Here is a 14,645-nt window from a genome sequence, read left to right on the forward strand (position 1 = left end):
CTAGAGGAGTATTCGCGCGCACTCCCCTAAGGAACACAAACATGGCAGAACAGCCGAAACCTGAAAATCTCAGCGACGGCGTTAAGTCTGAGCAAGAAGCTTACCTACGCGCAGTCGAAGCTACTATGTCAGAATTTTTCGCACAACAACGCACTCTGCTGACCGCTATATCTCACGATGCACTGCCCCTTCTTGAAGCTATCGAGTCGCTCTCTTCCGGGGGGAAACGTCTCCGGGCTCTTCTGAGCTATTGGGGATGGCGAGGCGCTGGAGGAGACTCCATACTCGAAGGATCGGCTCCTGCCCCTATTATTCGAGCAGGGGCTGCCCTTGAGCTCTTTCAATCAGCGGCTCTTATTCACGACGATATTATCGATCGCTCTGATACACGCCGCGGAAAGCCCTCAGTACATAAAAAGTTTGAAACACAGCACATCCAGAACTCATGGGTGGGCGATACTTTCAACTACGGACTAACCGGTGGAATCATCGCGGGCGATCTGTGCCTTTCGTGGTCGGAACAGATGTTCTCATCCATCGGAGAAGGTGCTTTATCCGGCACCGAAGCGCGAAACATCTTCGATACTATGCGTACCGAAGTTATGGCTGGCCAATACCTTGATGTGCTTTCCGAAGTTATTCCAGCAGAGGCTCCTGAGAACGCCCTCGCTCGTGCTCACCGTGTTATTCAATACAAATCCGCAAAGTACTCCTGTGAGCACCCACTCGTCTTAGGAGGGGCTTTAGCACTCACCGCAATCGCGCATCAAGACCACCCGATTCTTGGGAAATATCGTGCTTTCGGACTTCCGCTGGGAGAAGGATTTCAGCTTCGTGATGATGAACTTGGTGTCTTTGGAGAACCTGGCGCCACAGGCAAACCCGCCGGAGATGATATTCGTGAGGGAAAACGCACCGTTCTCATAGCGCTAACAACACAAAATATCTCTGCTGAAGACCGCAGGATGCTTGAAGGCGCCTTAGGGAACCCGGAACTCACGAACCAGCAAATCTCTAAAATCCGAGAGCTTATGATAGGCTCTGGGGCTCTAGAGCATGTCGAAGAGCTTATCGCTCAGAAGTCAGAAGCTGTAGATACTGCTCTTCATGCGCTGCCGGTATCCGAGCCGATACGCTGCGCGCTCAGCGCGATAGCGGCTAAGGCGCTGCACCGTAAAGCTTAGAGAGAATGGTGATGCGGCGCATCCAAGCTGTTAGATGCGCCGCATAACTATATATTTTTCGGGTACCGTTGGAACTCGATCTTGATAAAAACTCTTCTTAGTTTTGTTCTACCAGGCAAGCGCCTGTGCGCGACGGCGGATCTCTGTCTTGCGTCCGTCTTTCAAAGCATCAATAGGGCGCCCAGGAAGAGAGTCATCATCCGTGTATAGCCAGACGATTGCTTCTTCATCGCTGAACCCTGAGTCTTTGAGTACGACTAGAGTTCCCTTTAAAGATTCCAAGACGCGGTTCCCGTTCAAAAAGAGTGCGGGGACTTTACGCACGTTGGTTTCGGGATCACGCAAGGCTATCAAAGACCCGTCAGAAAGAAGATTATGTATGCGAGTGATCTTCAGATCGAGGATCTCAGCGATCTCTGGAATAGTGACCCACTCGCCTACAAGGGCAAAGGTCTGAGCAATATTTTCGTTAGTCACCCTTTAAGAGTGCCAGAGAGCCTAATCAATTACCACTTATTCCGTACCGCAAGCTGGTGTGTTGCAAGTAGCGTGCTCATCTAGCCTACGACTAAATCACAGGTATACACCTTTCCTGAAAGTCTGCTGAGGGTTGGGTTCCGACATGACGAATAGGGTCGCATCATTCAAATGCATCGCCTAAAATTTTTATCACTATGAGTCATACTCCACAGCCCAATTCCGGTTCCTCTGTACCCGGTCCTGCTCCCCAGACGAATCATAAGCAGCCGCTGCGGTTAACCGGTCAAGTGCTCGAAAAGCACTACCTCATGGGACGAATGATAGCCCGCGGAGGCATGAGTGAAGTCTATTACGCTTCTGACTTGTGGTCGAATAATCCCGTAGCTATTAAAGTGCTTACGCCCGAACTTGCCGAACAAGCGGAGAACAGGCAAAAATTCCATCGTGAGGAAAGCTCTCTGCGTAAAATTGGCGGGGGTCACACAGTAGGTGTGTTGTCTTCAGGTACCGAGTATCTTCAGGGGCAGCGCATTATGTATATCGCTTTGGAGTACGTTTATGGGTGTACGCTCAGCCAGCTCCTTCGCTCTCGCCAAGCGCTGTCTATGGGGGAAGGTCTTGAAATTTTGCTTCCCGTTGTTGAGGGGCTTTCAGAGGTGCATGCGCATCGGTATGTTCACCTCGATATGAAGCCGGGGAATATTCTTTTAGATACTCAGCGGCGCATTAAGTTAGCAGATTTTGGTCTTACGCGCCGCAATGACCAATATGACTCTGGGGTTCTTATGGGTACCCCCGCCTATGTGGCGCCTGAAATTTTAGACCCGCAAGGACGTGTTGGTGCTCCAGCGGATATTTTTGCGCTGGGCGTTATGATGTACCGTATTTTCTCCGGTCGTTTACCGTTTACCGGTTTACACAACGATCAACAGGTTCTCTACCACAACGCCAACATTGAGATGCCTCCAATTACGGAAGTAGCTCCGGGAATCGACCCCGATATAGCGGGGATTATCAGGTGGTGCACACGTAAACAAGCGGATGCACGCCCCGAGGACGCCACGGAACTTTTCACTGCTTTATCCGAGATAGCCCAGCGGATGAATCCTAAAGATCGTGCATGGCGTTCCCCGCATCTTGAGCCTCCCGAGTTTGCACTTTGGGATGAGGTGGGTGATATTGCTGAGCGCAGCGGCATGGCGCAAATGGTGCGTGATACTCCTATTAGCGCGTACGGCAGCGCGGTAGATTTGATTCTCGACGTAGATGCAGAGAATTCGGTAATTGACGATTTCGGTGTCCCTCTCTCCCCTGCTGTCCATGAACAAGGGCATATCGGTATTGGTCCAGAACCACATGGTCCCGACGAGAGCCTAATATCTCCCCCATCTTCAACCCCTAGTGCACCAGCAAATCTCCATAACGCGCTACAACCAGAGCCATCGCCAGTACCACGATCAGAATCACCTTCCACTCAGCACGTTCCTCAGCAAGAAAAGTCTATGTCCAAAGAGCAGCTGGATGATGAATCGTTCTCTGCCTATGCAGATCCGCAACGAATATATGATCGCCGGAATTCAAGTGTTCCTGTCCAAGCAAACCAGGAGCAAAATTCCTCTCTAGACTCTGAACAAAGCTGGATTTCTCAAACGCAGGAGCGCGAACGTCGGCACATTCTTGATCCTCGATTCCCTACCGAGTCTCTTGCCGAGCCACCTTCAGCTACAGCGTGGAGCCTCGCCGCATTAGTGGTGGTCGTTCTCTTTATGGCGGCTGGTTTTACGGGCTGGATGCTCGCCACATCAGTGCTGCAGGCCGCCTGGTGGCAAGATTTTTCCAGGCTTTTCGGCGGATTATAGAGTAATCCTATATGCGAAGGTCGCATAGAAACTCTGTAAAGTTCTATGCGACCTTCAGCATAAAGCTAAAACTAGATTGCTTATCGGTTCCTGAGATACTCGGATACCAAGAACGCGATTTCAAGCGACTGCGAGTGATTCAGCCGGGGATCGCAAAGAGATTCATAACGATCAGCTAGGGCTTCTTCATCAATAGCGTCTGAGCCACCTAGGCATTCAGTAACGTCATCCCCGGTCATCTCAACGTGAATACCGCCAGGGAATGAGCCGAGAGCATCATGTACCTCGAAGAAACCGCGAACTTCATCGAGTACATCATCAAAACGGCGGGTCTTATAGCCAGAAGGAACGGAAATTGTATTACCGTGCATAGGATCGGTTACCCAGATAACCTGTGCACCAGCAGCTTGTACCCCTGCGACGATAGGAGGCAGCTTCTCTCGAATATTCTTAGCCCCCATACGGGTAATAAAAGTGAGGCGACCGGGTTCACGATTCGGGTCAAGTTTATCGATAAGGGCCAGTGCATCTTCAGCGGTGGTTGTGGGACCGAGTTTTACACCGATGGGGTTACGCACTTTAGAGAGGAAATCCACGTGCGCATCATCAATCCCACGAGTTCGCTCACCAATCCACAAGAAATGGGCTGAGGTGTCATAGGGCAAGTCGGTTCGTGAATCGATGCGAGTGAGGGACCTTTCATAGTCAAGGACTAAAGCCTCATGCCCCACATACATATCGGTAGTTTTGAGCGCATCAAAATCAACCCCACAGGCTTCCATGAATTTGAGGGCGCGGCCGATTTCATCAGCTGTTTGTTCGTATCGCTCATGCGCTGGGTTTGAAGTAAACCCGCGGTTCCATTGATGTACCGCGCGTAGATCTGCAAAGCCACCTTTTGTAAAAGCACGCACAAGGTTAAGGGTGGCGGAACTGGTGTGGTAGCCGCGCAGCATACGTTTAGGATCATGCTCACGAGCTTCAGGCGTGAACTCAAAACCGTTGACGGTTTCGCCCCGGAAGGAAGGCAAAGTAACATCGCCACGTGTTTCCGTATCCGAGGAACGTGGCTTTGAGAACTGGCCAGCCATACGACCCATCTTCACCACAGGCATCGAAGCGCCGTAGGTAAGAACCGCCGCCATCTGGAGAAGAGTTTTGATGCGACCAGAGATTTTGTAGGCTGTGGCACCTTCAAAAGTTTCGGCACAGTCACCGCCCTGTAGCAAGAACGCACGTCCTTCGGCTACTTCCGCCAGCTGTTCGCGCATAGAATCTACCTCACCAGCAAAAACTAGCGGGGGCAGAGAGCTCAGCTCGGCAACAGTTGCGTCAAAATCAGCGTGATTTGCCCATGTAGGCTGCTGATCTATATGCAGATTCCGCCAGGTATCCAACCCGTAATCTGCGCCAAGCTGGTGGTTATGGTTCGCGTTGCTCATGGGTGTGTACTCCAGAATTTCTGTATGGTTCAGCACGCTGACGCGGCGTTACAAGGATAAAGATTATTGTACCTTCCTAAAATGCCGTATCTGAGCATATGGCGCAGTCTTAGATAAGTTTATGGGCACTCTGCACACAGACGGTTTACAGCCTGTTCGGCGGTTAAGCTGTCGGACGCCATGAGTTTTTTCACCGCATCCGCGTACACATCAACATATTCTTGCCCGCTAAGCTCACGAATAGCTACACCTACACGATCCGCAATCTCACGCTGTACGGAGAAAAGATGCGCTTCGTGACTTCTGCTGGAGAAATCTAGCGGCTTTCCAAAAATTGTACGAATCGTTATCTTTTGTCCGCGATTGTGCAGGTGCGGCCTGTTTGTTCCCAGCGGCTGCACCAGGTCCGTACCAATCTGCCCTACTGGTACGACGGAAACTCCAGATTCAAGGGCTAATCTTGCTACTCCAACTTTGGGACGGTAGCCACGCCCGTCAGGACTGCGGGTGCCTTCGGGATAGATCCCCAGTATGCCGCCTGATTCTAGCACCCGAAGGCCTCTGGCAAGAGATTCTTGACTTTTGACCCCACCGGAACGATCCATCGGAAGCTGACCCATGCTTGTAAAAAATTTAGCCATAGCGCGACCTTTGACACCGGATGTTGTGAAGTAATCACTTTTCGCCAAGAAATTAATAGGGCGATCGAGCGCAAGAGGTATAAAAACTGAATCGCAAAATGCTAGGTGGTTACTTGCAATAATGACCGGTCCCTGGGGTATGTTCTCAAGCCCGATAATCTCATGCCGATAGAGACTATGCAGAATGGGCGTACTAAGAAATTTGAGGGTGCTGTAGGCGAGGGTCATAGCTCTTCCGTCATAAAACAATAAATGCGGGATAGGCACGCGTACCCGTATATGACGGATGTGGTTAGCGAGCACATATCACGAGAGGACGGCAACAATGCGAAACCTCTACGTGATTAGATTGTAACGGTTTTAGCAGTACCGTGCCGAAATCCCCTCTTTCCCGACGCCGAGGTGACTTTTGTCTGATAGTTATCTGTGAATATTATCGTTTTCGCGCTCTTAGCGTAGCTCAGACGGTGTTATCCCAGAGCTGTAGGTAATAATTGACCACGAACCTATTTCAACTCTTGAACGGTTCCAAGTCTCAAAGTGAGAGTGTACTGTTGAAAGGATGCCATGAGTATTTTCGAGAATGCAGGTGAACCGTTTCGCCGCATCCGCCGTCAGGCACGTCAGCGTCGTGAGCTTGCCATCCAGCCCTCAATAATGCGTGCGCAAAGCTCTTTAGAGTCGGAGTTCAACCACGATCCTATTTCCCATCCGGCTGACCGTGAACTCTATGAGGGTGATGTTGGCATTCTCATCATTCATGGCTTCACAGGATCCCCGCACAGTATGCGACCTATAGCAGATCACTTTATTAAGCTCGGCTACCCTGTTGAGATGCCTCGTCTTGCTGGGCATGGCACACACTGGCGAGACATGGTGGCGACCGAGTATAAAGAGTGGGTTGACGGTGTCGAAGAAGGATATTGGAAACTCCTCAATGCAGGCTATCGGGTTATCGTAATCGGTATTTCTATGGGCGGGTGCATTGCTGCCAATTTAGCGGCTCGGCATGATGTTCTAGGCATGGTGCTCATTAACCCCTATTTTGTGGATGTAAACCCCATGATGAAAGTGGCACACCGAGTTGCCCCTATATTTCCTTCGCTCAAATCTGTGGGATCTGACATTGCCCGTCCTGGAGTTGATGAAGGTGCATATCCGCGAACTCCTACCGTTTCTGTACGGCAGCTTCACCTTTTGGGCCGAGAGACTCGTGAGCTGATACCCTTGCTACGAGCTCCGGTGCTTTATCTGCGTTCCCTTCATGATCATGTTGTCTCAGATAGTTCGCACCGCTATTTTCTAGAACACTGCTCAGCACCGGTAAACTTTAAATGGTTGACTCACAGTTACCATGTGCCGACTCTAGACTACGACGCGGAACTTGTCTTATCCGTGATACAAGATTTTGTCGTTGACTGTGAAGCATAATCCAAGCTACAGCGTTGAAAGGCCTTGTATGCAAATTGTCTCCGTACCCGCAGAAGCTATGGTAGATCCAGCGTTGAATCTCACCAGTATTGTGGAACGCCATGCCTCCGACACCTCAAATCCAGTGCTGTATCGGTGGCAGATGTCGCCTGGCAATTGGCAGGACATTCACGCACATCAGTTTCATGACATGGTGGTTTCTGTAGCCAAGGGACTCATTGCGCATGGCGTTAAACCTGGTGATCGCATAGGTATTATGAGCCGCACCCGCTTTGAGTGGGCTTTAATAGATTTTGCTATCTGGTATGCCGGAGCCATATCGGTACCTATCTACGAGACGAACGCACCCGCACAAGTTGCCTGGGCCTTATCGCATTCTGAGGCACAAGCAATTTTTGTGGAGAACGATAAACTGGTTCAGATTACTGATAAGGCGCATAAATTTCACCCGCTCAATATTAAAAATCGTTGGGTCATTGAAAATGGGGATTTGGATATGCTCATCAGAGCAGGTTTAGACGTCTCCGATGCCGAACTTGAAGCGGCACGCACACATGCCCATGCCGATTCGCTTGCAACCATCGTCTACACGTCTGGAACAACAGGTAAGCCTAAAGGATGTGCGCTCACGCACGGAAACTTTCTTAATTTGAGTCTTAACACGCGCATCGCGGAGCCGGAGATCGCTAATCCGCGTAGTTCTTCCCTTATTTTCTTACCTTTAGCGCATGTTCTGGCAAGGTTTATTCAGGTTCTTGCTTTGGATTCCGGGGTTGTTGTTGGGCACTCCCCTACCATCAAGAATCTTGCGGCTGATCTGGATAGTTTTAAGCCCACCATGTTGCTGGTGGTACCGCGTGTCTTTGAAAAGATTTATGAGGGAGCATTGGCTAAGGCGGCTCGTGGCGGAACCATAAACGAAAATCTTTTTAAGCGAGCGGTTAAGGTCGCCATCGCTTGGTCTGAGGCTAAAGTTTCTGGACGACTCCCCCTCAAGTTGGCGGCACAATATGCACTCTACGATAAGCTAGTTTACACAAAATTGCGTGCCGCTATGGGTGGTAAATTACGTTACGCAGTCTGCGGAGGCGGGCCTCTCTCCCCACGGTTGAATCATTTCTACCATGCGGTAGGAGTCCGAGTGGTTGAGGGTTATGGTCTCACGGAAACATGTGCGCCGATTGCTGCCGGGCGCATCAGCAATTTTCAGATCGGGGCTATTGGTCCGCTCCTGCCAGGTTCTCAAGGCCGTCTTGCCGAAGATGGCGAGCTTGAACTGCGTGGAATCGGCGTGATGAAGGAATACTACAAAAATCCCGCTGAAAATGCCCAGTCTTTCACTGACGATGGATGGTTCAAGAGCGGTGATCTAGCCCGTTTCGATGATCAAGGGCTCCTCAAAATTGTGGGGCGCAAAAAAGAAATCATCGTGACGGCCGGGGGCAAGAATGTTATTCCGGGCACTGCGGAGAACCATCTACGAACTTCTCCCTTGGTATCTCAGGCTATGCTCGTGGGAGACCAGAAACCCTTTATTGCGGCTTTGGTTACTCTCGATCCCGATACTCTCCCCGATCAGCTTGAGCATTTGGGGCTTCCGCGTTCCCTTTCTATGCCAGAGGCCGCCGTGCATCCTGCCGTGCGCGCCGCGATCCAGCGCATTATTGATGAGGCTAATCAACTGGTATCTCGTGCAGAAGCTATTCGCGAATTCCGCATTATGGGTAAGGATTTGACGGAGGCGGACGGCTATTTAACACCTTCTCAAAAGCTCAAACGGGCTAAGATTCTGCAGGATTTTTCTGCTTATGTGGATGACATCTATAGCCGTGTTTCGGAAAGCGCTAATAATAAACTCGAACGTCTGCAAAGCTACGCCGAGCAAGCTTCTGATAGGCTCCAAGAGTTCAAAACAGAGAAGACAGAAAAACTTCATGATCTGAAGGTTGAAGCGACTGAACGTCTTGAAGAGTTTAAAGGGCAAGCGGCGGAAAAGTTATCTCAGCATCAGCCAGTCCGAGCCACACCTTCAGATAAAGAGCGTACATACCCTGATGGTAAAGAGCACGTGCACGGAGATTCAGAACAACAAAAAGCTCCACGAATCTCTTCGGAAGAATCGTAGCTCTTGAATGCGAAAAGAGGCTAAAAGCTGTGGGGTTCTCACCAAGGTTGGGGAGGGCCCCACAGCTTTATATATGAAAACTAGTTATCTACATCTAGCCCAAGAAGAGCATTTTCTATAACTTCAGTCAGAGCAGGGTGAATCCAATACTGACCACGGGCCATGTCTTTCACGCCTAACCCGAAGCTCATGGCTTGAATAAGCGGCTGGATCAACACTGAGGCTTCTTCCCCTACAAGGTGAGCGCCTAAGAGCTGTCCCGTGTCTTTGCGGGCAATAAGTTTCGCCAATCCCACGGAATCTTCCATAGCCCATCCATAAGCGGTATCGCCGTAGTTCTGGCTCTTCACCGTAACTTCGAAGCCCTCACGCTCTCCCAGCTTCCGGGCGTTCTCTTCTGAGAGTCCCACAGTTGCTATCTGCGGATTACTGAAAACCGCAGCAGGGACAAAACGATGATCGCTGGCAACGAAGCTATCGGAGTGGCTGAGGTTATGTTGAACGGTCCGTGCCTCATGGTTCGCCACATGCTTGAGTTGGAATGGCGAGGAGACATCACCTAGCGCGAATACTCCAGGTACGGGAGAACCGTTATACAGTACGCGCTGGTATTTATCAGTTCCAATAAACCCGCGGCTATCGACGTCAAAGAAACTGGATGCTTTAAGAGTATCGCTATTGGAGCGGCGACCAGTTGCGGCAAGTACAATATCCGCAACAATCTCCTCTACCTCACCATTGTGTTCAACCACAACGGTAACGGTTCCATCGCCATTCTCGCGGATTTCGACAAGAGAGCGTTCCAGGAGAATGTTCCACTGGTGAGATGCTGCTTCTACGAACCTGTCTACAACTTCTACATCTACCTCACGGAGAATACGGTTAGAACGGACCATCTGATAGACCTGTGCCCCCAAAGCAGAGAATACGTGTGAGAACTCAGCAGCGACAACCCCGCCACCAAGCACTACAAGACGTTTAGGGAGCTCCTCCAAACGCATAATCGTGTCGTTTGTATGAACCTGTGGTAAGTCAATACCGGGAACCGCCGGAAGAACCGCCCGCGAACCCGCAGCAATTACAACCTGGCGACCGTAAAGTTTCTGCCCGGACTCTGTCTGCACTGTGTGAGCATCAACAAAATGAGCGTATTCGGGGTAGTAATCCACATTAGGTAGACCAGCGCGCCAGTCACGCCCACCAGCAGAAATTTTATCGATGCGCTGAGGGAAAATACGATCGCGTATCTGTGCCCAGTTAATTGCAGTAATTTCAGCCTCAATGCCTAACTTATTGAGCTCACGTGCTTTCTGCGCAGTAGTTGCCGGGTACACAAACATTTTCGTGGGGATGCACCCAACGTTCAGGCATGTTCCGCCAAAAGTACCGCCGTCTATAAGCGCTACTTTTTTGGTATCCCATTCCGGTCCTATCAGGGTGTTCCCCGATCCCGAACCGATGACGATAAGGTCGTACTGTGCTACGCCATCAATAATTTCGAGCTCTTTGATACTCATAGTCCCTCACCTGCAATAAAAATTACTTGAGTCTTAATACGAACAATACAACGCTGCACCCCAGATTTTATTCCGGGGTGCAGGCAGGCAACCAATTACTTAGGTTCTACAGTGCTGCCATGAGTCCGGCAAGCAGACGTGTAAATCGTATGGAGGGCTCCACAGCTTCTTCGTCGGGCCAGAAGTGAATCGGATGTGCTGCCCCAAGAGCACGTTGAATAACAGCTTCCTCGTTGAACGTAGGCTCAGCAACAAGCTGCCCGAAGAGTGCCTTCAATTCTTCATACCGATAGCTGTGCTCGGGATCGTCGGCACGTAATTTATTCACGACAACGGCAGCAGCCTCAACAGAACTATTCTCGTCCTTCTGGAACCTAACAATCGCACGGAGGGTACGCTCAGTACCCGCCACGGAGAAAAGTGAAGGCTCCGCAATCGAAAGCACTCGCTGGCTTGCACCCCATCCAGTTGCTGTAAGGGTCCCTAAAAACGGTGGGCAGTCGATGAGGACTAGGTCGTATGTGCTCCCAGTATTTTCGATAAGGTTCTGCAACCGTTCAATGAAGGGCGCGGGCTCTTTCGTATCGAGAAGAGCCGAACGTGCCGAACCACGAGCTACATGAATTTCGCCGCCCTCTATAGGAGTGCTCGTGAGTAGCGTAGGTGTACCCACCAGGCTATTCCAAGCTGACGGGCTCACAAGGCGGGTGAGCGCATCGGTGTCATGGGTAAGCAGGATAGAGGCAATGTCCGGGCACCCGCCTTCCGCGGCAAGTCCGGTACTAGCGTCCCCATGGGGATCGAGATCTATGACAAGGGTTTTGAGCCCACCGTGCAACGCTGCTGATGCAAGACCTAACACAATGGAGGTCTTACCCACGCCACCTTTGAGGCTACTAACACTGACAATTCTAGGCATGGCGCTCCGAAGTTATAAGTTCAACAATTGAATGAGTGCACTCTTATTTTATCGAAATTACTTGCGTTCGATAACTCTCGATCGCAAGTTTTCCCAATAATCTTTACACTCGTGTATATCACGCATATGTGGTGCCACAGCGTATGTCTTTAAAACCACTCTACTAGAGTATTGAGGTTTTAGTGCACGTCAGGCTTTACGGGCGCGGCGTGCGGCAAGTTCGTCTTCCGCGTCCGATACCGTCTGCATCTCTTCACTAGGTTGCCCATTCAGATTCGCTTCGATCTCACGCCAGACTCGCCCAATAGCAATTCCGAAGACACCTTGGCCAGCCTGTACGAGATCAATAACTTCGCTCGGCGACGTACACTCATAAACAGTGGTTCCATCGCTCATCAGGGTGATTCCTGCAAGATCCTCGATCCCCCGAGTATGAAGATGGTCAATAGAGGTACGAATCTGTTGTAAAGATACTCCGGTATCGAGAAGGCGCTTAACGATCTTGAGAACCAATACATCGCGGAAACTATAGAGCCGTTGAGTCCCAGACCCTGAGGCGGAGCGCACAGTAGGCACCACAAGCTCCGTACGAGCCCAGTAGTCAAGCTGCCGATAGCTAATCCCGGCAGCTTTCCTGGCAACAGACCCGCGGTACCCTAGGTTCTCGTCGACGATTGATACAGGATCTTTAAAAAGAACCCCCTGTTCACCACGCGGAGGTGGTGCCATCGGAAGAAGAACTTCAAACCCTTCTAACTGCTCGGCTGTACCATGCATATCATGGTAAGCCTCAGAAGAACGAGATCCAGTTTTTGAGGTATTCCCTGGTGTGGTCTTGTCACCGACGCTATATCGCGCCATTGGCAATACCTCCTTCTTATCCGATGTCCGTAGCCGAACGGGTTACTTCTGTTTGTTATCCTACCTTGTTACCCGTTCAAATGCACGGAAATACCGGGCACTAAGCTCCAGCAGTTTTTACACGTTTAGAGAGCAAATACATTACGGGATAAAAAGAGGAACCGCGCCTTCTGAAAGCTACGGCAGCCTTTATAGTTTAACCTATCTCTCCCTTTAGCATAAAACTTGCACATCTTCAGGGTGGGAGTCGAGCTTTAGTAGATTATTCTCCGCCCATACAACGTCTAAGCGCGCCTAGAATACGGTCATGGAAACATGTAAACCCTACTCATATTGAGCACTATATCCGCAACAAACCTTAAAAAAATGGATGCGCAAAAGCGATCAACTTTCACGCATCCAACGCTGAGATTGAGTGATATTTTTCTTGGCAGGACTAGCCCCTACTTCGTAGACAGACGCAGAAGCCAGCGCAAGTTTCTAACTACATGCGTACGGAAAGTCCTAGTTATACGTCGGCATTGCCGACTCTACAAGGGTTGCATGCAGCTGCAGACAAAGTTTGCGAATCTTATCGGCTCGCTCTTGAGCCTGCGTCTGCGAAGCTGCGTCACGGCGCGAAGCTAAAGGAGCTACCGCGATCTCAACAAGAGAGATTTCACGGTCTGCTGCAGATTTGAAAGCTCTCAGATGACGGGGCTGAATGCCATGTCCCATAAGTTCAGCGCTAGCTCGGGCAATAAGCACATCATATTCAGTATATTTCGCATCTGCCTCGTCATCCAGAAGGCCGAAGTCAATAAGCTCACGAATAAGCTCAACGGGCGCACCCGAGTACTCTGCGAGTTCACGAATACTGTATGTGCGCCCTTCCGCAACGTTGGTGGATCCCAAAACCTGGTCCAACATCTCGTCCGAAACGGGTGCAGGTACAGAGTTAATGGCGCGACCCGCCTCAAGATCGTCAAGATGCTGACGAATAACCTTGAGCGGCATATAGTAGTCGCGTTGCATCGTCAAGATATACCGCAGGCGCTCGATGTCGGTTTGAGAGTACTTTCGATACCCAGTATCGGTACGTTTGGGGTGGACCAAACCACGCTCCTCCAAAAAACGAATCTTAGAGGCGCTGATCCCTGGAAAATCAAGATCCAGTTGACTTAAAACCTGTCCTATAGTGCGGCTCTTAATATCTCGGGGGTCACGACTATCTTTGCCACGTTCAGCGCTCTCTACTAGAGCCTCTGCCCGAGCGAGATTGTCATCAATGCGGGAGTTCATAGTATTCCTTTGAGAAATTGTGCTCGTCAAAGCCACGCCGATGCGCAGACCGCCTCGGCGTGCTGCATAGTACCTAATCGGCTTCTTCGCAGACGGCGTTACTTGTTCTTTTGTATTATGAGTGAGTGAGGTTCAGATAATTTATCACAAAATGATAAACACTGAACCTTTGAGTCAATCTTATAGTGTTCCGTCTCAGAATTCCATTAGAAAACCGCCGAATAACGGCATTTTCGATGCCGAAAGATTACAAAACTTTAACTATCAAGTAGTAAAACAATACCAATTCATCCAAAAACCCTTATTTTTCCATACGACATATAAGTATAGGTATTGATAATTTTTTAGAATTATTTGTATTTATTTTTCGTCACATTTTACAAAATTATCCGGTGATTACCGTCTTTTCGACGGTAATCACCGGATATCTATCCTACGCCTAGGTACCGGTAATTAGTCCAGCTCAGCCTGATAGGCCTCCGCCGAAAGAAGCTTTGCCACATCATCAGCACTTTCAGGACGAAGTTCGATAAGCCAGCCCTCACCGTAAGGATCGGAGTTCACCTGTGCGGGGTCATCAGCCAGCGCCTCATTGACGGCGACAACCTCACCGGCAACTGGTGACAGAAGATCGGATACGGACTTAGTGGACTCAATCTCGCCAAAGCTACCCTCAGCATCGAGGGAGTCACCGACAGAGGGCAGGTCTACATAAACCACGTCACCCAGCGCATCCTGCGCATGATCGGTAATACCGACGCGAACAGTACCTTCAGCCGAAAGGGGGGAAACCCACTCATGATCAGATGTGTACAGAAGTTCTGCGGGAACGTTGCTCATAGCAGCGATTTCCTTTCAGTGTGTTCTTGCTACGCACGGTTCTGTGCGAACCTCTCACGGTGTGG

At 50.3% G+C, this 14,645-nt stretch carries 12 protein-coding genes; 4 read left to right on the plus strand and 8 right to left on the minus strand.

Annotated features, from left to right (window positions below):
• The first annotated feature begins 41 nt into the window (after window positions 1-41).
• A complete protein-coding gene (locus HMPREF2609_RS08845; RefSeq protein WP_070536451.1) occupies window positions 42-1,184 on the plus strand; it encodes a polyprenyl synthetase family protein in 1,143 nt (380 codons plus the stop codon).
• Between the two features lie 108 nt (window positions 1,185-1,292).
• Here HMPREF2609_RS08845 and HMPREF2609_RS08850 read toward each other — a convergent pair whose 3' ends face one another.
• A complete protein-coding gene (locus HMPREF2609_RS08850) occupies window positions 1,293-1,661 on the minus strand; it encodes an Rv2175c family DNA-binding protein (protein ID WP_004004377.1) in 369 nt (122 codons plus the stop codon).
• 197 nt (window positions 1,662-1,858) lie between these two features.
• On the opposite strand from HMPREF2609_RS08850, the gene HMPREF2609_RS08855 reads away from it, so the two are divergent.
• Window positions 1,859-3,523 carry a serine/threonine protein kinase gene (locus tag HMPREF2609_RS08855; RefSeq protein ID WP_070536454.1) on the plus strand — a complete coding sequence of 555 codons (1,665 nt, stop codon included), beginning with the start codon at window positions 1,859-1,861 and terminating at the stop codon, window positions 3,521-3,523.
• A gap of 80 nt (window positions 3,524-3,603) precedes the next feature.
• Here HMPREF2609_RS08855 and HMPREF2609_RS08860 read toward each other — a convergent pair whose 3' ends face one another.
• Both HMPREF2609_RS08860 and HMPREF2609_RS08865 read right to left on the minus strand, forming a co-directional pair.
• Window positions 3,604-4,965 carry a class II 3-deoxy-7-phosphoheptulonate synthase gene (locus HMPREF2609_RS08860; RefSeq protein WP_013398830.1) on the minus strand — a complete coding sequence of 454 codons (1,362 nt, stop codon included), beginning with the start codon at window positions 4,963-4,965 and terminating at the stop codon, window positions 3,604-3,606.
• 119 nt (window positions 4,966-5,084) lie between these two features.
• Entirely contained in the window at window positions 5,085-5,834 is a 750-nt protein-coding gene (locus HMPREF2609_RS08865; protein WP_013398829.1) for a lysophospholipid acyltransferase family protein, read from the minus strand.
• A 339-nt stretch (window positions 5,835-6,173) separates the two neighbouring features.
• Here HMPREF2609_RS08865 and HMPREF2609_RS08870 point away from each other — a divergent pair, with 339 nt between their 5' ends.
• Window positions 6,174-7,037, plus strand: a complete 864-nt coding sequence (locus HMPREF2609_RS08870; protein WP_048751979.1) for an alpha/beta hydrolase — start codon at window positions 6,174-6,176, stop codon at window positions 7,035-7,037.
• Window positions 7,038-7,065: 28 nt separating this feature from the next.
• Entirely contained in the window at window positions 7,066-9,162 is a 2,097-nt protein-coding gene (locus HMPREF2609_RS08875) for an AMP-dependent synthetase/ligase (protein WP_239664739.1), read from the plus strand.
• Window positions 9,163-9,242: 80 nt separating this feature from the next.
• On the opposite strand, the gene HMPREF2609_RS08880 is transcribed toward HMPREF2609_RS08875, so the two are convergent.
• From HMPREF2609_RS08880 to gcvH, 5 genes are all read right to left on the minus strand, one after another.
• Window positions 9,243-10,679: a mycothione reductase gene (locus tag HMPREF2609_RS08880; RefSeq protein ID WP_048751980.1), complete on the minus strand. Its 1,437-nt coding sequence runs from the start codon at window positions 10,677-10,679 to the stop codon at window positions 9,243-9,245.
• Window positions 10,680-10,785: 106 nt separating this feature from the next.
• On the minus strand, window positions 10,786-11,598 hold the full coding sequence (locus HMPREF2609_RS08885) for a ParA family protein (RefSeq protein WP_048751981.1): 813 nt from the start codon (window positions 11,596-11,598) through the stop codon (window positions 10,786-10,788).
• A 189-nt stretch (window positions 11,599-11,787) separates the two neighbouring features.
• On the minus strand, window positions 11,788-12,375 hold the full coding sequence (locus HMPREF2609_RS08890; RefSeq protein WP_004004369.1) for a MerR family transcriptional regulator: 588 nt from the start codon (window positions 12,373-12,375) through the stop codon (window positions 11,788-11,790).
• 588 nt (window positions 12,376-12,963) lie between these two features.
• Window positions 12,964-13,740, minus strand: coding sequence for a transcriptional regulator FtsR (locus tag HMPREF2609_RS08895; protein ID WP_004004368.1), 777 nt, complete (start codon window positions 13,738-13,740; stop codon window positions 12,964-12,966).
• Between the two features lie 453 nt (window positions 13,741-14,193).
• Window positions 14,194-14,580, minus strand: coding sequence for a glycine cleavage system protein GcvH (gene gcvH / locus HMPREF2609_RS08900; protein WP_048777747.1), 387 nt, complete (start codon window positions 14,578-14,580; stop codon window positions 14,194-14,196).
• Window positions 14,581-14,645 lie beyond the last annotated feature (65 nt).

Origin of the sequence: Rothia sp. HMSC058E10 (assembly GCF_001809415.1) — a bacterium.
GTDB lineage: Bacteria > Actinomycetota > Actinomycetes > Actinomycetales > Micrococcaceae > Rothia > Rothia dentocariosa.

Coding starts and splice junctions, on each gene's coding strand:
- HMPREF2609_RS08860 (WP_013398830.1), bottom strand. CDS start 4,965: ATGAGCAACGCGAACCATAACCACCAGCTTGGCGCAGATTACGGGTTG.
- HMPREF2609_RS08865 (WP_013398829.1), bottom strand. CDS start 5,834: ATGACCCTCGCCTACAGCACCCTCAAATTTCTTAGTACGCCCATTCTG.
- HMPREF2609_RS08845 (WP_070536451.1), top strand. CDS start 42: ATGGCAGAACAGCCGAAACCTGAAAATCTCAGCGACGGCGTTAAGTCT.
- HMPREF2609_RS08870 (WP_048751979.1), top strand. CDS start 6,174: ATGAGTATTTTCGAGAATGCAGGTGAACCGTTTCGCCGCATCCGCCGT.
- HMPREF2609_RS08895 (WP_004004368.1), bottom strand. CDS start 13,740: ATGAACTCCCGCATTGATGACAATCTCGCTCGGGCAGAGGCTCTAGTA.
- HMPREF2609_RS08885 (WP_048751981.1), bottom strand. CDS start 11,598: ATGCCTAGAATTGTCAGTGTTAGTAGCCTCAAAGGTGGCGTGGGTAAG.
- HMPREF2609_RS08890 (WP_004004369.1), bottom strand. CDS start 12,375: ATGCATGGTACAGCCGAGCAGTTAGAAGGGTTTGAAGTTCTTCTTCCG.
- HMPREF2609_RS08880 (WP_048751980.1), bottom strand. CDS start 10,679: ATGAGTATCAAAGAGCTCGAAATTATTGATGGCGTAGCACAGTACGAC.
- HMPREF2609_RS08855 (WP_070536454.1), top strand. CDS start 1,859: ATGAGTCATACTCCACAGCCCAATTCCGGTTCCTCTGTACCCGGTCCT.
- HMPREF2609_RS08875 (WP_239664739.1), top strand. CDS start 7,066: ATGCAAATTGTCTCCGTACCCGCAGAAGCTATGGTAGATCCAGCGTTG.
- gcvH (WP_048777747.1), bottom strand. CDS start 14,580: ATGAGCAACGTTCCCGCAGAACTTCTGTACACATCTGATCATGAGTGG.